Here is a 17,273-nt window from a genome sequence, read left to right as displayed (position 1 = left end):
TCTACCGGCGCCCGCTCCGCTCCCCCCTGCGCCTCGGGGCTGTCAGGGGTCGTCCGTACGGTGGGACCGTGCTCGACCTGCTGGCACCCGCCCGCTGCGCCCTCTGCCGGTCCCCCGGACTGGGCCTGTGCGGGTCGTGCGGGGCGGCCCTGCCGCCGGCGCCGGCCATGGCGGCGCCGCCCGGGCTGGACGCCTGCTGGGCCCTGCTGGCGTACGAGGACCCGGTGCCCCAGCTGGTCGCGGCGCTGAAGTACCGCAACCACCGGGACGTCCTGGCAGTGGTCGCCTGGGCGCTGGCGGTGTTCGTGGTCCGCTCCCCCACGCCGGTCGACGCGGTGACGTGGGCGCCCACCAGCCGATCCCGACGCCGGGCCCGGGGCTACGACCAGGCCGAGCTGCTCGCCCGGGCGGTGGCGCGGCGGGCGGGTGTGCCCGCGGTCGGCGCGCTGCGGCGCCTCCCGGGGCCGCCCCAGACGGGCGCCGACCGGGCCCACCGGCTGCGCGGGCCGTCGTTCCGGGCGGTCGGCCCGGTGCGGGGCCACGTCGTCGTCATCGACGACGTGTGCACCACCGGCGCCACCCTCGGCGCCGCGGCCCGGGCCCTGCGCGACGCCGGTGCCGTCCGGACCACCGGGCTCGTGCTGGCGGTCCGGGAGTGAGGGGTCAGTTGCCGGGCAGCGCCATCGACGGGTCCTCGCCGCTCAGCATCCGGTCCACGCGGTCGCGCACCATCGACTGCCACTCGGGGTGGGTGAGGATGTAGAAGCGGCGCTGCTCGATCGCGTCGACGACCATGTCGGCCACCGCCGCCGGCTGCAGGCCCTCGGCGACGAAGGCGTCGATCATGCCTTTCAGCTGCTCGCCCGAGACCCGGCCCGGTGCCGCCGTGGCCTCGTCGACCGCCGCCTGCGCAGCGGCCACCGCGTCGGGCTGGTTGCGGTCCGACTCCGCGATCCTCGTCCGGACCCATCCGGGGCACAGCACGCTGATCCCGACCTCCGGGTGCAGCATCTGCAGCTCGACGTACATCGACTCCGACATGGTGACGACCGCGTGCTTCGAGACGTTGTACGGGCTCATGAACGCGGGCGACGTCAGCCCGGCCATCGAGGCGGTGTTGACGATGTGGCCGCCGCCGCTGTCGATGATCCGCGGGGTGAACGACCGCAGCCCGTGCACGACGCCCATCAGGTTGACGCCGAGGACCCACTCCCACGTCGAGAGGTCGACCTCCCAGGTCGCGCCCCCACCGCCCACGCCGGCGTTGTTGCAGGCGACGTGCAGCGCGCCGAACACATCGATCGCCGCCTCGCCGATCCGCTCGACGTCACCGGCCCGGCTCACGTCCGCGGTCACCGCGAAGACGTCGCCGCCGTCGCCGCGCAGCGCCTGCGCCGTGTCCTCGAGCGGTCCCGCCTCGATGTCGGCCAGCACCACCTTCATCCCCTTGGCCACGAACGCCTGCGCCATGGCCCGGCCGATGCCGCTGGCCCCGCCGGTCACCACCGCGACCTTGCCGTCGAACTGCTCCACACCGACCCCCTCTGATGTCGTCGAGCGGAGCCGAGTCTGCCACCCCCGCGGGTTCGTCGGCCGGGGTCAACCCCGCCCGGTGTTCCAGCGGTGGTGCTCGTCGTCGAGCAGCGCCCTGGCCGCGGCGACCACCTGTGGGTCGTCGGGCAGCGCGACGAAGCCGTCCCGGGGCGGGCCGCCGAGGGCCGCCCAGATCGCGTCGATCGGGCGCGGCTCACCGGCGTGGAGGTGGTCGACGAAGCGGCGCCCCTCCTCCGTGACCATGTCGGGGGCGAACACGGCGCCGACCGCCCGGTAGCGCCGCACCGGGGTCAGGTCGGCGAGGGCAGTGCCGTCGGGTGCGGTCGCCGCGGCCCCGAGGACGGCCGGGCGCAGCAGACCGGCCGACTGCAGCCAGTCGAGCAGCACCGCACCGCCCAGGAGGAGCCGGGCGGACGACGAGTCGGGATCCCACGCCGGGTCATCTCGACGCCGGTCCGCAACGTCCCAGGCGTCGTCGGGCACCGCCGGACCACGGAACCCGAGCTCGGCCCGGTCCTCGGGAGGGCAGGCCTCGTCGACGGCCCGAGCGATCGCGTCGCCGTCGGGCCAGCGCCAGGGCACGACGAGGAGGCTGTGGCCGTCGTCGCGGAGCACCTCCCGGGTCCCGTCGCGCCACGCCAGCACGCCGGCCGGCCGACGGAGGTCGACGGACCGGCCGCCCCACCGGTCGCCGATCCAGAGCGCGCCGTCGGCGAGCACCAGCCGGCCCTCGCCGTCGCGGGACCGCCGCTCGTCACCGGCCGGCGCGGGGTCGTCGCTCCACCCCAGCGGCGGGACGGCCCAGTCGCCGGGCTCGGCGTCGTCGGGCACGCTCCAGACCGCGTCGGCCAGCACGTCGCCGAGCGCGGCGCGCACCTCGTCGGGACCCACGTCGAGGCCGGACCCGTCGGACCCGCCGTCGAGGTCGACGCCGCCCATCAGGTGGTCCATGGCCGCGAGCGCAGCCGCGGAGCGGCCGCCGTCGCCGTGTGCCTCGTCGCGTCGCCGGGCCGATCGGGCGGCATCGAGCTCGTCACCGCCGGGGCCGCTGGTCGCGACGTCCTCGACGACGGCCGCGACGGTCCGGAGCGCCGTGGTCCCGGCGCCGGCGACCACGTCGCCCACGACGCCCGCGACCGCGCGTCCACCGCCGCAGCGGAGCGAGGTCGGCTCGACGCGGTAGCTCACCCCGTGGACGTCCCTGAGCAGCGTGCGGACCCGGTGGGCGACGACCTGCAGCGCCAGGTCCACGGCGGGACCGCCGCCGGCGAGGCCGAGGAAGCCGACGGCGCCGGGGCGGCGGACGTGCACCGGTCGCCCGGGGAGCGTGACCAGGGGCCGCGCCGGGCGCCGCGGGCCGGGCGGCAGCGGCAGGTCGAGCTCGGGCGGCGCAGGGCCGGTCGACCACACGGCGGCGTTGCCGGCGACGAACCACGTGGCGATCCAGCGGCGCACCAGCGCCTCGTCGGCATCTGCGAGGCCGACCTCGGCGAGCACCGATCGGGCCGGCCCGTGGAGCCCCACGAGGTCGACGAGCATCGACTCGACAAGCGGCCGCCCGGCGGGCTGCGCCGCAGCCTCGGCCCGCAGCACGCGTCGACCGGCGAGGGCGGTGCGGGGCAGGTCGGCGTCGCCGGCCCGTGCGCACAGCCGGGCCACGGCGTCGGCCACGGCGTCGGCGCCGCCCGTCACCGAGACCGAGGTGGTGTACGGGCCCGTGGCACCGTCGACGGACAGGTCGGGCCCCTCGAGCCCGAGGAGCAGGGCGTGCTCGACGAGGTGCGAGGCGCCACGCCAGGCCAGCGGCTCGTCGGCCCACCCGACCCGGAACGTGATGCCGACGGTCGTCTCGCCGGGGGCCTCGGTCCACCAGACGGGGACGTCGCCGTGGAGGGTCCTGACCTCGCCCCGGACCCCGTGCCACGCCACCGCCATCCGAGATCCATCGGTCGGCCGCCGCCCGACGTTGAGCACTCCGGACGCGGCACGCCCCCGGCACCCGGGCCGGGGGCGTGCGCTCGGATCCGGCGCCTGGCGACGCCATCGGCAGCGACCGGCAGCGCCGGTCGAGCGGATCAGTACCGGTAGTGGTCGGACTTGTACGGACCCTCGACCGGCACGCCCAGGTACGCCGACTGCTCGGGGGTGAGCTTGGTGAGCCGCACGCCCAGGGCGTCGAGGTGGAAGCGGGCCACGTTCTCGTCCAGCTGCTTGGGGAGCACGTGGACGCCGAGCGGGTAGTCCGAGGTCTTGGTGAAGAGCTCGATCTGGGCGAGCACCTGGTTGGAGAACGAGCAGCTCATCACGAAGCTCGGGTGGCCGGTGGCGCAGCCGAGGTTGAGCAGCCGGCCCTCGGCCAGGACGATCACCGAGTGGCCGTCGGGGAAGACGAACTCGTCGACCTGCGGCTTGATGTTCACCTTCTGGATGTCGCTCTGGCGGTACAGGCCGGCCATGTCGATCTCGTTGTCGAAGTGGCCGATGTTGCCGACGATCGCGTTGTGCTTCATCCGGCCCATGTGCTCGGCCGTGATGATGTCCTTGTTGCCCGTCGTGGTGATGAAGATGTCGGCGGTGTCGACGACGTCCTCGAGGCGGACGACCTGGTAGCCCTCCATGGCGGCCTGCAGCGCGCAGATCGGGTCGATCTCGGTGATGACCACCCGGGCGCCCTGGCCCCGCAGCGACTGGGCGCAGCCCTTGCCGACGTCGCCGTAGCCGCAGACGACCGCGGTCTTGCCGCCGATCATCACATCGGTGGCGCGGTTGATGCCGTCGACCAGCGAGTGACGGCAGCCGTAGAGGTTGTCGAACTTCGACTTGGTCGTGGAGTCGTTGACGTTGATGGCCGGGAACAGGAGGAGGTCCTGCTCGAACATCTGGTATAGGCGGTGCACGCCGGTGGTCGTCTCCTCGGTGACGCCCTTGATGCCCTTGCCCACGCGGGTCCAGCGCTGCGGGTCCTCCTGCAGCGTCCGGCGCAGGGTGGCCAGCACGACGCCCCACTCGTCGGAGTCCTCCTCGACCGTGTCGGGGACCGCACCGGCGGCCTCGTACTCGGTGCCCTTGTGCACGAGCAGCGTGGCGTCACCGCCGTCGTCGAGGATCATGTTCGGACCCACGTCGCCCGCGGCGTCGGCCGGCCACATGAGCACCTGCTCCGTGCACCACCAGTACTCGTCGAGGGTCTCGCCCTTCCAGGCGTACACCGGCACGCCCTTGGGGTCCTCGACGGTGCCGGTCGGGCCGACCACGACGGCGGCGGCGGCCTCGTCCTGGGTGGAGAAGATGTTGCAGCTGCACCAGCGCACCTCGGCGCCGAGCGCGGTCAGCGTCTCGATGAGCACGGCGGTCTGCACGGTCATGTGCAGGGACCCGGTGATGCGGGCGCCCGCCAGGGGCTGGCTGTCGGTGTACTCGGCCCGGATGGCCATCAGGCCCGGCATCTCCTGCTCCGCGAGCTGGATCTGCTTGCGGCCGAGGGGTGCCAGGGTGAGGTCGGCGACCTTGAAGTCGGTGAACGTCATGGTGATCTCCTGTGCCGCGCGCCGGGCGCGGCGAGGTGAAGGGTTCGGGTTGCAGGTGTCGGGCTGGGGTCGTCTGACGCCGGGTACAGGTCAGCCCTGGCGGACCAGAGGGTACTACCTGGGCCCGTCCCGCCCCCACCGCCCGTGGGCGGAGCGGTCAGCCGACGAGGCGCTCCGACAGGTCCCAGAGCCGCGCCGCGGCCTCGGGGTCACGGGCCCACGACCGGACACCGTGCGTGGCGGCCGGGTCGTCGACCGCCTCGGCCACGTGGCAGTCCTCGAGGTAGGCCCCTCCGTGGTCGACGAGCTCCGCCGCCGTCGCAGCCCACACGGTCGTGGCCGCGCCCTCCTCGACGCTCTTGAACGAGATGGCGCCGGTGCCGCCGGAGCGCTCGTCGGTGCGACGGACCGACGCCATGAACTCGAGGTCCTCGGCCCGGAGGTGCCGGCCCAGGTCCGTGATGATCATCCCGGGGTGGACCGAGTACGCCTGGATTCCCTCGGGCGACCAGCGGCGATCGAGCTCGAGGGCGAACAGCGCGTTGGCGGTCTTGGCCTGGCCGTACGCGTCCCAGTTGAAGTACTCGTCGGTGCGCTCGTAGTTGGGGTCGTCCCAGCGGATCCCGCCCATGCGGTGCCCGCCCGAGCTCAGGACGACGACGCGGGCCCCGCCGTGCTCGGCCGCCGCGGCGGCCAACGGGTCGTGCAGCAGCGTCGTGAACAGGAAGTGGCCGAGGTGGTTCGTGCCGAACTGCAGCTCGAAGCCGTCCGCCGTCCGCCCGAGCGGGCAGGCCATGACGCCGGCGTTGTCGACCAGCAGGTCGACCAGCGGATGGCGGGCGGCCACCGCCTCGGCAGCGGCCCGGACCGAGCCCAGGTCGGCGAGGTCGAGCAGCACGGGGTCGAGCTCGGCGCCCGGCACCTGCGCACCGACGCCGTCGACCGCGGCCCGCAGCTTGCCGTCGTCGCGGGCCGCCATGACGACGGTGGCCCCTCTGGACGCGAGCGCCCGCGCGGTCTCGAGGCCGAGCCCGCCGGAGGCCCCGGTCACGACCGCGGTCCGGTCGGTCAGGTCGACGCCGGCGAGGACCTCGTCGGTCGTGCTGGACGCTCCGAACGGTGAGGTGGCCACGGTCGCCTCCGGCCGGTCAGCCCCGGAGCCAGCGCTTGAGGTCGTCGAGCACCGCGATGGGGCCCGGGTCGACGCCCGACTGCGCCGCCAGGTGCAACGTGACGAGGTCCCCCTGCATGACCAGGTCCATGAGCTGGGCGAGCGGGCCGTCGCCCTCGGCCCGGACGGTGTGGATGTCGGACACCACCTCGTCGCAGGCGGCGGCCACGAACTCGAACCGGCGCCCGACGTTCGGGTGCTCGAAGTCGTGGCGGAGGAACAGCAGCGTGAAGACCTGCCGGGTGACGTCGCCGTGCTGGGCCCAGCCCGCGAGCTCGTTGTGGGTCAGCTCGGGGATGCGGTTCGACCAGGACGGGACCTTCGGGTTCTCGTTGAACTGGCCCTTCCAGCGCCACGCAGCGGCCTCGCCGAGCGGACCGCCGCCGTACACCAGCGGCAGCGTCCGCCCGATGCGGGCGGCCAGGCGCTCGGCCGGGTTGCCCGGCACCCGCAGCTGCTCGCGACGGACCTCGAGCTGCGCGATGGCGGCGTCGACCTGCTCCGACAGGCCGTCGGCCAGTCCGAGGCGCTCGAGCAGCACGAGCAGCGGGATCGACACGGCGCCGATGCCGGCGCGGGGCATGGGGATCGACGCGTCGACCGGCACGTGCGGGACGCCCCACTCGGCGGCCAGCCGGGCGAGCTCCCCGCCCGCGGCGACGACCACGAGACGGGCCCCGGCCTCTCGCGCGGCGGTGGCGGCGGCGATCGTCTCCTCGGTGCCGCCGGAGAACGACACGGCGATGACGAGGGTGTCGGGGCCGACGAAGCCCGGGCACTCGTAGTGCTTGGAGACGACGATCGGCACCGGGCAGCGGGGGCCGGCCACGGCGGCGCAGACGTCGCCGCCGATGCCGCTGCCGCCCATGCCCAGGATCGCGACCGAGGTGACGCCGTCGGCCGGGGGCAGGCCCTCGACCGCGGCTGCGGCGTCGCGAGCGGTGGCGAGCTGCTCGGGGAGGGCGAACGCCACCCCGAACATGTCGAGCGTGTCGAGCACACCTGCGGCGAGCTGGTCGGCGCTCACGCGCTGAACGTCGGCTCGATGCCCTCGGCCTCGGCCTTGGCCACCAGCCGCTCGTGCTCCGCGTCGTCGACCGAGGTCGCCTCGTCGATCAGCATCACCGGGATGCCGTCGCGAACCTCGTACGTCCGGTGGAGGCGGTCGTTGTAGAGGACCTGCTCGTCGGCGAAGTACAGCAGCGGGCCCTTGTCCTCGGGGCAGGCGAGGATCTCGAGCAGCCGGGGGTCGAGCGTCTGGTCGGTCGTCATGTGGGTTCTCCTGGGATCAGGCGGTCATCACGCCGCGGACCTCTTCCACGCGCTTCGCGCACTGGTCCGCGTCGGGAGCCTCGAGGTTCAGCCGCAGGAGCGGCTCGGTGTTGGACGGGCGGAGGTTGAACCACCAGTCGCCGCCGTCGACGGTGAGGCCGTCGAGGCGGTCCTGGGGCAGTGCCGCGAAGTGCTCGGCCACCCGCTCGATGACGGCGGCGGGGTCCTCGACCCGGGTGTTGATCTCACCGGAGTCGGCGTAGCGCTCGAAGGGCGCCCGCAGCTCCGACAGCGACTGGCCGGACACCGAGAGCTGCTCGAGCACGACCAGCGCGGCGATCAGGCCCGAGTCGGCGCGGAAGTTGTCCCGGAAGTAGTAGTGCGCCGAGTGCTCGCCGCCGAAGACCGCACCGGTCTCGGCCATGACCTGCTTGATGAACGAGTGGCCGACGCGGGTCCGGACGGGGGTGCCGCCGTGCTCGCGGACGACCTCGGGGACCGTGCGGGAGCAGATGAGGTTGTGGATCACCGTCTCGCCCGGGTGCTTGTCGAGGATGCCGGCGGCGATGATCGCCGTCGTCGTCGAGCCCGACAGGCCCACGCCGTGCTCGTCGACGAGGAAGACCCGGTCGGCGTCGCCGTCGAAGGCGAGCCCGATGTCGGCCCCGGTCTCGACGACCCGGCGGCGGAGGTCCTCCGTGTTCTCGGGCTGGATCGGGTCGGCCGGGTGGTTGGGGAAGGTCCCGTCGAGCTCGCCGTACATCACCTCGAGGTCGAACGGCAGCGTCGCGAACACGGCCGGGACGACGAGGCCGCCCATCCCGTTGGCGGTGTCGGCCACCACCTTCAGCGGCCGCAGGGCGCTGACGTCGACGAACGAGCGCACGTGGTCGGCGAAGGCGTCGAGCACGTCCTGGTGGGTCAGGGAACCCTCGGTGGAGGCGGGCTCGACCTCGCCGGCGAGCGCCGCGGTGCCGACCTCGCGGATCCGCGACAGGCCGGTGTCCTCGCCGACCGGACGGGCGCCCGCCAGGCAGAACTTGGCGCCGTTGTACTGGGCCGGGTTGTGCGACGCCGTGAACATGGCGCCGGGAGCGTCCATCGACCCGGAGGCGAAGTACAGGAGGTCGGTCGAACCGAGCCCGAGGTCGACGACGTCGAGGCCCTGGGACCGCACGCCCTCGCCGAACGCACCCGAGAGCTCGACCCCCGACGGCCGCATGTCCCGGGCGACGAGCACCCGGGTGACCGACCCGCCCCGGCCGGCCGCCTCCTCCTTCGCGAAGGTGGCGAAGCCGACCCCGATCGCTCGGGCGAGCTCGGGGTCGAGCTGGTCCGGCACGATGCCGCGGACGTCGTAGGCCTTGAAGATGGCGTCGAGGGCCGACATGGGTCGCACCCTAGTGGCCGGGCCCCGACCGCCCGGAGTCCGGCCCGGGGCTCGACGGCGCTCAGGCGACCTGACCGGCGGTGGCCGCCGGCGGGAGGCCGTCGTCACCGTCGAGCTCGTAGTCGCCGAGCCGGGCGAAGGCCCGCACCCGGAACAGGTCCCGGACCAGTCGGCCCGCGTCGCGCACGACGTGCACGGTGGACCGGCTGCTGTTGACGACGTGCACCGGCACCTCCGTCAGCGTCAACCGGTAGCGCTCGACGAGGTGGAACAGCTCCACGTCGAACGCGAACCCGTCGATGCGGGTCCGGGAGAACACCAGCCGGGCCACGTCGGCCCGCATGGCCTTGAGCCCGCACTGCGTGTCCCGGTAGCGCCCGAGCAGCACGATGCCCGTGAAGACGTTGACGATCCGGCCGCCGACCTCCCGCAGACGGCCCGCCCGGACGACGGTCATGGTGGCCTGGTGCTGGCGGCTCCCCACCGCCACGTCCCACCCGCCCTCGATCGCCTCGAGGAACCCGAGCAGCTGCTCAGGCGGGTACGACAGGTCGGCGTCGGTGAACGCCACCGTGCGCCCCTCGGCGGCGAGCATGCCCGCCCGGACCGCGGCGCCCTTGCCCCGGTTGGGCGTCTGGCGGATCACGACGTCGGCGCCGGCGGCGCGGGCGCGGTCGGCGGTGTCGTCGTCGGAGCCGTCGTCGACCACCACGACCTGCAGCCCGCCCTCGCCGACCGGCCCCGACAGGTCGGACCGCACCCGCTCGATGGTCGAGGCGATCCGGTCGGCCTCACGGAACGCCGGGATCACGACCGCCAACCGGTACCGGGCCGAGGGCGGCGGACGGTGGGCCGGGGCGCGCTGGTCGTCGCGCACCGTGTCGTACATGAAGCGCCGGTAGTTCGCCGTGCGCACGAGGAACGCGACGAGCAGCGCCGGCAGCTTGATGACGAGCAGCGCCCAGCCCCGGCGCGGGTCGAGCAGGAGGTCGAGCAGCGTCACGACCGCCACGTCGATGCCGAGTGCGAGCACCGACGAGCCCACGTAGGGGCCGGGCCGGCGGTACCAGCGGATCCTCGGGTCGCCGGGGAAGGTGACCGAGCCGTGCAGCAGCCACGACACGAGCGTCGCGGTGGCCACCGCCACGGCATCGGCCACCGGCACCGGCCACCCCGCGTCCTGGCGCAGGAACACGAACAGGCCGACGTCGACGACCGTGGCCAGCGCACCGACCAGCAGGAAGCGCCGGAAGAGCTGCACGGCGGCTACTCCGGCGGCGGTGGCCGGTCCGGGTCGTCCTCCGCGGGCGGCTCCGCGGCGCCGCCGGTCGCCGCGCCGTCGCGGTCGAGGTCGTCGAGCGCGGCGGGATCGTCGGACGCGAGGGGCGCAGGGCCCTCGACGTCGCCCTCGTCGACAACGCCCGCGTCGATGACGCGGTCGTCGACCTCGCCCTCGGCGCCGGACCCGTCGACGGCGTCGAGGTCGTGCTCCTCCTCGTGGCGCGCCGCCCACCCGCTCCACGACAGCGCCTGGAACGGCCGCCACGCCCCGACCCGCTCGATCACGTGGCTGCTCCGGGACCGCTGGTCCCACAGGGCGAGCAGGGCGACGAACACGAGCCCGACGATCGTGAGGATCCAGCCGAGCCGGTCGACGTTCGTCGTGCCGTAGCTCACGGTGACGTGCTCGTCGGTCGGCACGACGACCATGAAGTTGGGGCTGACCCGGTACGGGCCCTCGGCGCCCTCCGCCGTCCAGTTCGGGAAGAACGACGTCTTGATGAGCACCGGCGTGCCGGTCTCCGACACGTCGAACGACACCGAGTCGCCGTCGTCCCGGACGTTCGAGACGGTGACCTCGGGGACGTCCTCGCACGGCGGGCTCGCGTCGTCGGGCGACACCCTCGGCCAGTCCGACGGGCCCGAGGTCGCCAGCGGCACGTTCCAGCGCGCCGGGTCCTGGTACCACTTCACCGCCGGGCCCGGCAGCTTGGCGCCGACCTCCTGGCCGAGCGCGGGCACGGCCCGCTCCTTGGCGTAGACCCAGCCGTCGATGTGATCGTCCGTGCCCTCGAGCACGACCGGCTTGCAGCTGAGCGAGGTCACGAGGTCGGCGTCGGCCACCTCGAACACGACCCACTGGTGCTGCAGGCCGTCCGCCGTCGGCGCCGGCGTGATCGACTGCAGCTCGGTGAGGCGGTCATCGGCCCGAGCCGCGGCGATCGCGGCGTCGGAGGTGGCCAGGTAGTACTTGACCCCCATCATCTGCAGGTGCGAGATGCCGAGCTGGAGGTCCAGCCCGGAGTACGGCATGTCGCGCTGGGCGCGCGAGGGCTGCGACGACAGCTCCGACTGGTTGAGGAAGTGGAACGGCGTGGTCGACGACGCCTCGAAGTACAGGCCCTCCATCGAGCCGATGCAGCCATCGGTGAAGTACGGCAGGAGCATCAGGGCCATCGGGGTGCCGAACCGCGACAGCGTGGGCTCGTACTCCCACATGGCGCGGCCGCAGCCGTGCTCCTCCCCGACGTCGGCCATGGTGTCGACGATCGACCGGAACTCCGGGTACGCCTCGCGCCCCTCGAGGCCCTCGTAGTTGTACTGGGCCCACCCGGACGAGACGTTCTGCTGGGTCCAGCGCAGCCCCAGCCACTCGTAGGCGGTGACCCCGCTGGCGTCGGTGGTGACCTGGCCGCCGGGGAGGATCCGCAGGGCGCCGCCGTACAGGACGGCCAGGAGCGCCACGACCACCGAGACGCCGATGACCCCGACGAGCGCGGGCTCCTCGCGGCGCCGGGACAGCTCCGCCACGACCAGCGCGATCGACCTGATCACCAGCGCGACCGCGACGGCCGCCAGCAGGTAGATGGCGAGGTAGTAGAAGGGCAGGATCCGGGCGTTCCACAGCCGCCACTGCGGGGCGTACCGGAACGCCCAGGCCATCGCCAGCACGACCAGGGCCAGGTACCAGCCGATGCGCTGGCGGTGCACGATCGACAGCAGCAGGCCGAGCGCGGCGAGCGCGAAGACGACGTTGCGGTACGGCATGTCGAACTGCGCCTGCTGCGGCCAGAGGTACTCGGCGTACTTCGTGTACTTCTCCCAGCCCATGTCGTTCATGAACGGGCTGTCGAGGAAGAACGGGACGAACCAGAAGCACGCGAGCAGGCCGCCGACCGGGAGCGCGATCGTCGAGAACGTCACGGCCCGCAGGTCGAGCCCCACGAACAGCAGGACGAGCACGACGCTCACCACGATCGGGAACGCGCCCTGGCGGAACACGAGCGTCAGCAGGGTCACCGCCACCAGCCCGGCGGCGATTCCCCGGGCCACGGGGAACGAGTCCCACCACGGCACCCGGTCCTCGCGACGGGTCAGGAGGAAGATCACCGTCGCCGCGACGGCGAACATCGCCGGGATGATGTGGCACAGGACGACGAGCCCGAACAGCGTGGCGGCGAGCGCCATGTCCCGGCCCGTGCGGACGCCCCGGACGAGCACCGCCAGGTAGAGCAGGCAGAGCGTCAGCGAGATCGAGAACGCGAACTCGCCCGCCATCGTCGAGGTGATGTTGCCGCCGAGGATCGTGTAGCCGGTCTCGTAGAGGAAGGCCGCGGCGCCGACGGCGACGAGCGCCGGTCCCGGGAACGGCATCTTGAAGGACCGGGCCAGGGCGAACGCCGCGAGCGGCAGCGTGACCAGCCCGGACACGGTGACGAGCTTGAACGCCACCTCGTACGGCACCGGGACGCTGAGGATCGCGAGCACGCCGATGACGATCCAGAGGAACGTGCGCAGCACCGGATGGGTCACCCGCAGGTACACGAACCGGCCGACGAAGGCGAGGGCGGCGAGCAGGAACGGGCTGAGCCAGACGGGCGGCCCGACGTTGATCATCACGATCAGCAGCGACGGGATGACCATGTAGAAGACGTAGGCCGGGAAGCCCGCGTACCAGTCGGGCGTCCAGCCGGTCAGGCGGAGGTGCGGCAGGAGGTCGTCGCGGAGGTAGGCGGGGCCCCAGACGTGGGCGCCCATGTCGCCGCCGGTCGGCGTGTTGGTGCTGAAGATCCCGGCCGGGCTCAGCGAGGCGAAGATGAACAGGCAGGTGAGGCCCACCACGACCCACGACACCAGGTCGGCCCACTGGCGGCCGCCGTGCTCCGGGTCGTCCACCTCGACGAGCGGCTCCGCCGGGTCGCGGCGCTCCTCGTCGTCGTCCGGGCCGCCGGCCAGGAGGAGCCCGTGCTCCGACCCGGACCCGTCCGCCGTGCCCTCGCCCGGCACGAACCCGGGCTCGACGACGGTCGACCCGGCGCCGGCCGGCTCCGGCCCGGGCGCCTCCGATCCGGCGGTCCCGGACCCGGCGGGCCCGCGGGCCGCCGATCCGCCGACGGGCACGTCGACGTCGACGGGGTCGGAGCGATCGGGATCGTCGCCCGGCCCGTCCAGCGGCGCGTCGGAGCTCGGAGGTGGGCTCAGGTCCATGCGGGCCTCATCGTGGCAGATCGCCACCCCTGCCGAGGGTCACGACGGCACGACGTCACAGGACGTGCACCCGCCGCTCAGGTGATCGGCCCGTCCGCACGCCCGTGCCGGGGCGGCGGGAGGGGCCGGGGTGCGGGTCAGCAGCGGCGGCCGGGGCCGCCCGTCGGCGCTGCCGCAGGCCGTCGCGATCGTGATCGGGACGGCCGCTGCGCCGGCGTCAGGACGACAGCGACCGGCGGTACCGGGTGGGCACCGAGCTCAGGTCGGTCAGCACGCCGTCGAGCTCGATGTGCTCGCCGTCGCGGTGCCAGCTGCGCGAGTCGCACGTCGAGCACGACCTCATCACCAACCGAGAACCGTCGATGACCAACCCGATCTCGACGAGCTCGTTCCTGCACACCTGGCAGCTCGACATGGCTTCCTCCCAGCTCGCGGCCCGGGCGGTGCCGGACCCGCCGCCGGACGACCTGCTCCGAGCGACCACTCTCCGTCGGCAGGAACCGCCGACTTCGTGAGCGCTCGGGGACCGAATGAGCCGATCGGCCCATGAGAAGGGGCCACCGGACCCACCCCCCGACGGCCGGCGGTCGAGGTGTGGCGCCCTGCCGTCGGCCGGACGGGCCGGCGGCGGCGCTCAGCTGTTCACGTAGAGCAGCACCACGCTGGTCGCGTTGAACCCGACGTGGGTCATGATCGGGAGCCCGAGCCGGCCGGTCCGGACGGCCATGAAGGACAGGACCAGCCCGATCACGAACAGCCCCGGGAACTGCAGGGGCTGGAAGTGCACGGCGCCGAAGACGGCGGCGCACAGGACGATCGACGCCCAGTCGGGCAGGCCCCGCTTCTGCAGCGAGCGCAGGAACAGGCCGCGGAAGAACAGCTCCTCGACGATCGGGGCGCCGACGACGACGATCAGCGACAGCAGGATCCAGCCCACCGGACCGCTGGCCTTGTCCGACAGGGCCCGGGCCGGCGCCGACAGGTCGTCGTCGGTGTAGCCCGTGAGCTGCAGGATCGGCAGGTAGAGCAGCGGCAGGACGAGGATCTGCACCGCCACGCCGATGGCGAGGCCCGGTGCGACGTCGCGCCAGCGGACGTCGAGGCCGAAGTCCCGGACGACGCCGTCGCCCTTGACCCCGGCGAGCTGGACCGCCGTCAGGTAGCCGCCCCACAACGGGATCTGCAGGACGGCGGCGGCCCACAGCGGGATGTCGGAGCTCTCGGTCCACCCCGCCACGCCCATCGCGATCGACGTGGCCACCACCGCCAGGGCCTGGGCGAGCAGGAAGCCGAGCGCCACCTCACCGAGGCCCCAGCGCTGCTCGGCCGGCCGCATCCAGCTGCGGGACGTACCGGGGGCGTCGCTCACGGCCGACAGGATCGCACAGGACGCGGCGCCGGCCGGGACGCCCGGCCCGCCGTGCCCGCTCGGGCGATCAGGCCCCGATCAGGTCGAGCTGCCCGTGCTGGGGCAGCGCGGCACCACGGCGCTCGTCGCGGAGCTCCCAGCCGTTCGGGACGCGCACGCCGTCGGCGTGCTGGGCGCACAGGTCGTGGACCATCGGGTGGTCCTCGGCCGCGAGGTCCTCGAGCCACACGACCCCGTCCGCGTACGCGTAGGACAGGGTGGCGACCGCGGGGCGGCCGCATCCGGGTCGGGCGCAGCTCCTGCTCACGCCGGGCACCGTACCGTCGGCCGCGGGCCGATCCGGGGATCCTCGGCCCCGCCGGTCCCCGGGGGCGGCATCGGACCCTCCGGCGGTTCTCAGGCTGTGCCATGTCGATCCCCGGCGATGCCTCCTAGGCTGGGGCGATGCCTCCCGAGCAGAACGACAACCAGCAGCAGCCCGGCAAGGCCCGAGCCAACGGACTCCCCTCCTGGCTCCTCTGGGTGCTCGTGGCCATCGTCGGCCTGACCGTGATCAGCGCCCTGTCGCTCAACTCGGCCCAGCAGCAGCAGATCGCCTTCTCCGAGTTCACCTCGCAGGTGCAGGACGGCAAGATCAAGACCGTCACCTGGAACAACGTCGACCAGTCGATCACGGGCACGACCAAGTCCGGCGAGGACTTCGTGACGACGGCGCCGGCCCAGGAGCAGCCGACCCCCGAGCTGCTCCAGGAGATGGACGAACAGGGCGTCGAGGTCGACTTCTCCACGCCGACGCCGAACCTGTTCGTCCAAATGCTGCCGCTGCTGCTGCCGCTGGGGCTCATCGTCGGGTTCTTCATCTGGATGAACCGCCGGGCCCAGGGCCAGATGAGCGGGATCATGTCGATCGGCCGGTCGCGGGCCAAGACGTACACGACCGAGCGCCCCGCCACGCTGTTCACCGACGTCGCCGGCTACGACGGCGTGAAGACCGAGATCCGGGAGGTCGTCGACTTCCTGAAGGAGCCCGAGCGGTTCCTCGAGATCGGCGCCAAGATCCCGAAGGGCGTCCTGCTCGTCGGTCCCCCCGGGACCGGCAAGACCCTCATCGCCCGAGCCGTCGCCGGTGAGGCGGGCGTGCCGTTCCTGTCGGTCTCCGGCTCGGACTTCATGGAGATGTTCGTCGGCGTCGGCGCCAGCCGCGTCCGCGACCTGTTCGAGTCCGCTCGGAAGCACGGCCGGGCCATCATCTTCATCGACGAGATCGACTCCGTGGGCCGCAAGCGGGGCGCCGGCCTGGGTGGCGGCCACGACGAGCGGGAGCAGACGCTCAACCAGATGCTGTCGGAGATGGACGGCTTCGAGGGCACCGACGGCGTGGTCATGATCGCCGCCACCAACCGGCCCGACATCCTCGACCCGGCGCTCCTGCGCCCGGGCCGCTTCGACCGCCAGGTCGTGGTCCCGCTCCCCGAGCTGGACGACCGCAAGGCGATCCTCGCCGTGCACGTCCGGCACAAGAAGCTGGCCCCCGACGTCGACCTCGACCTCGTCGCCCGCGGCACGCCGGGCATGTCGGGCGCCGATCTGGCCAACCTCGTCAACGAGTCGGCCCTGACCGCCGTCCGCCGGGGCTCCAAGGTCGTGGAGATGCACGACTTCGAGGACGCCCGCGACCGCGTCCTGATGGGTCAGCGGCGTGAGTCCATGGTGCTGTCGGACCAGGAGAAGGAGATGACCGCCTACCACGAGGCGGGCCACGCCCTGTGCGCGGCGCTCCTCCCCCACGCGGACCCGGTCCACAAGGTCACGATCCTGCCCCGCGGCATGGCGCTCGGCGTCACCCAGCAGCTCCCCGAGGAGGAGAAGCACTCCTACAGCCAGGAGTTCCTCGAGGAGTCGATCATCGTGGCGATGGGCGGGCGCGTCGCCGAGGAGCTGGTGTTCGACCACCGCTCGACCGGCGCCGCCAACGACCTGCAGGTCTCGACCGAGCGGGCCCGGAAGATGGTCACCGAGTTCGGCATGAGCGACGAGATCGGCCCCCGGGCCTGGGGCACCTCCGGCCCCGTGTTCCTGGGCGACGACTTCGGCCACCAGCGCGAGTACTCCGAGGACACGGCCCGGGCGATCGACGCCGAGGTGGAGCGCCTGCTCCGCCAGGGCGAGGACCGCTGCCGCGACCTGCTGACCCGCAACCGCAAGGCGCTCGACCTCATCACCAAGGTCCTCCTCGAGCAGGAGACGATCTCGGGCAGCGAGGTCAACCGCCTCATCCGGGTCGCCAACGGCACCGAGCCGGACCTCCCCGCCCCCACGCCGCCGCCGGCCCAGCCGACCCCGCCCGTGGGCGGCACGCCGGCCCCGGTGCCCCCGCCGGTCCCGCCGCACCTGGCGCCCACGCCGCGGCCGAACGTGCTGCCCACGCAGCCGTTCACCGGCGACGCCGGCGCCTGACCCCGCTCCTCTCCGAACGCCCCGCCGCGGTCGACCGACGACGGT

14 protein-coding genes are annotated in these 17,273 nt (G+C 73.3%); 2 read left to right on the top strand and 12 right to left on the bottom strand.

The window, feature by feature from the left end:
* Positions 1-68 precede the first annotated feature (68 nt).
* A complete protein-coding gene (locus tag LH044_RS20120; protein WP_227757430.1) occupies positions 69-659 on the top strand; it encodes a ComF family protein in 591 nt (196 codons plus the stop codon).
* A 4-nt stretch (positions 660-663) separates the two neighbouring features.
* Here the strand turns inward: LH044_RS20120 and LH044_RS20115 are convergent, their stop codons facing one another.
* From LH044_RS20115 to LH044_RS20060, 12 genes are all read right to left on the bottom strand, one after another.
* Positions 664-1,533, bottom strand: a complete 870-nt coding sequence (locus LH044_RS20115) for an SDR family NAD(P)-dependent oxidoreductase (RefSeq protein WP_227757429.1) — start codon at positions 1,531-1,533, stop codon at positions 664-666.
* A 66-nt stretch (positions 1,534-1,599) separates the two neighbouring features.
* Positions 1,600-3,489 carry a peptidase M16 family protein gene (locus tag LH044_RS20110; RefSeq protein ID WP_227757428.1) on the bottom strand — a complete coding sequence of 630 codons (1,890 nt, stop codon included), beginning with the start codon at positions 3,487-3,489 and terminating at the stop codon, positions 1,600-1,602.
* A gap of 140 nt (positions 3,490-3,629) precedes the next feature.
* Positions 3,630-5,081: an adenosylhomocysteinase gene (gene ahcY, locus LH044_RS20105; RefSeq protein WP_227757427.1), complete on the bottom strand. Its 1,452-nt coding sequence runs from the start codon at positions 5,079-5,081 to the stop codon at positions 3,630-3,632.
* A gap of 157 nt (positions 5,082-5,238) precedes the next feature.
* Positions 5,239-6,213, bottom strand: coding sequence for an SDR family NAD(P)-dependent oxidoreductase (locus LH044_RS21930; RefSeq protein WP_304512024.1), 975 nt, complete (start codon positions 6,211-6,213; stop codon positions 5,239-5,241).
* Positions 6,214-6,229: 16 nt separating this feature from the next.
* Positions 6,230-7,279 (bottom strand): SIS domain-containing protein, encoded by a 1,050-nt coding sequence (locus LH044_RS20095; RefSeq protein WP_227757426.1) that lies wholly within the window; start codon positions 7,277-7,279, stop codon positions 6,230-6,232.
* Positions 7,276-7,524 carry a Trm112 family protein gene (locus LH044_RS20090; protein WP_227757425.1) on the bottom strand — a complete coding sequence of 83 codons (249 nt, stop codon included), beginning with the start codon at positions 7,522-7,524 and terminating at the stop codon, positions 7,276-7,278. Before LH044_RS20090 ends, LH044_RS20095 begins: the two co-directional genes overlap by 4 nt.
* Positions 7,525-7,540: 16 nt before the next feature.
* Positions 7,541-8,914 (bottom strand): phosphomannomutase/phosphoglucomutase, encoded by a 1,374-nt coding sequence (locus tag LH044_RS20085; protein WP_227757424.1) that lies wholly within the window; start codon positions 8,912-8,914, stop codon positions 7,541-7,543.
* A gap of 61 nt (positions 8,915-8,975) precedes the next feature.
* Positions 8,976-10,175, bottom strand: a complete 1,200-nt coding sequence (locus LH044_RS20080; protein WP_227757423.1) for a glycosyltransferase — start codon at positions 10,173-10,175, stop codon at positions 8,976-8,978.
* A gap of 5 nt (positions 10,176-10,180) precedes the next feature.
* Positions 10,181-13,402: a hypothetical protein gene (locus tag LH044_RS20075; RefSeq protein WP_227757422.1), complete on the bottom strand. Its 3,222-nt coding sequence runs from the start codon at positions 13,400-13,402 to the stop codon at positions 10,181-10,183.
* Positions 13,403-13,619: 217 nt separating this feature from the next.
* Positions 13,620-13,817: a hypothetical protein gene (locus LH044_RS20070; protein WP_227757421.1), complete on the bottom strand. Its 198-nt coding sequence runs from the start codon at positions 13,815-13,817 to the stop codon at positions 13,620-13,622.
* Positions 13,818-14,036: 219 nt separating this feature from the next.
* Positions 14,037-14,771, bottom strand: coding sequence for a CPBP family intramembrane glutamic endopeptidase (locus LH044_RS20065; protein WP_227757420.1), 735 nt, complete (start codon positions 14,769-14,771; stop codon positions 14,037-14,039).
* 67 nt (positions 14,772-14,838) lie between these two features.
* The gene (locus tag LH044_RS20060; protein ID WP_227757419.1) at positions 14,839-15,078 is read right to left on the bottom strand and encodes a DUF3499 family protein; all 240 of its coding nucleotides are present in this window, start codon (positions 15,076-15,078) and stop codon (positions 14,839-14,841) included.
* A 137-nt stretch (positions 15,079-15,215) separates the two neighbouring features.
* Here LH044_RS20060 and ftsH point away from each other — a divergent pair, with 137 nt between their 5' ends.
* Complete coding sequence (gene ftsH / locus LH044_RS20055; RefSeq protein ID WP_227757418.1) at positions 15,216-17,228, top strand: ATP-dependent zinc metalloprotease FtsH; 2,013 nt, start codon at positions 15,216-15,218, stop codon at positions 17,226-17,228.
* The last annotated feature ends 45 nt before the right edge of the window (positions 17,229-17,273 follow it).

Origin of the sequence: Dermatobacter hominis (assembly GCF_020715685.1) — a bacterium.
Classification (GTDB): Bacteria; Actinomycetota; Acidimicrobiia; order Acidimicrobiales; family Microtrichaceae; genus Dermatobacter; species Dermatobacter hominis.
Note: the sequence above shows the minus strand (reverse complement) of the source record. Positions and strands in the feature narration are given on the sequence as shown.

Excerpts from the sequence above, each read along its gene's own strand:
- LH044_RS20070 (WP_227757421.1), bottom strand. The coding sequence starts at position 13,817 with ATGTCGAGCTGCCAGGTGTGCAGGAACGAGCTCGTCGAGATCGGGTTG.
- LH044_RS20075 (WP_227757422.1), bottom strand. The coding sequence starts at position 13,402 with ATGGACCTGAGCCCACCTCCGAGCTCCGACGCGCCGCTGGACGGGCCG.
- LH044_RS20085 (WP_227757424.1), bottom strand. The coding sequence starts at position 8,914 with ATGTCGGCCCTCGACGCCATCTTCAAGGCCTACGACGTCCGCGGCATC.
- ahcY (WP_227757427.1), bottom strand. The coding sequence starts at position 5,081 with ATGACGTTCACCGACTTCAAGGTCGCCGACCTCACCCTGGCACCCCTC.
- ftsH (WP_227757418.1), top strand. The coding sequence starts at position 15,216 with ATGCCTCCCGAGCAGAACGACAACCAGCAGCAGCCCGGCAAGGCCCGA.
- LH044_RS20110 (WP_227757428.1), bottom strand. The coding sequence starts at position 3,489 with ATGGCGGTGGCGTGGCACGGGGTCCGGGGCGAGGTCAGGACCCTCCAC.
- LH044_RS20090 (WP_227757425.1), bottom strand. The coding sequence starts at position 7,524 with ATGACGACCGACCAGACGCTCGACCCCCGGCTGCTCGAGATCCTCGCC.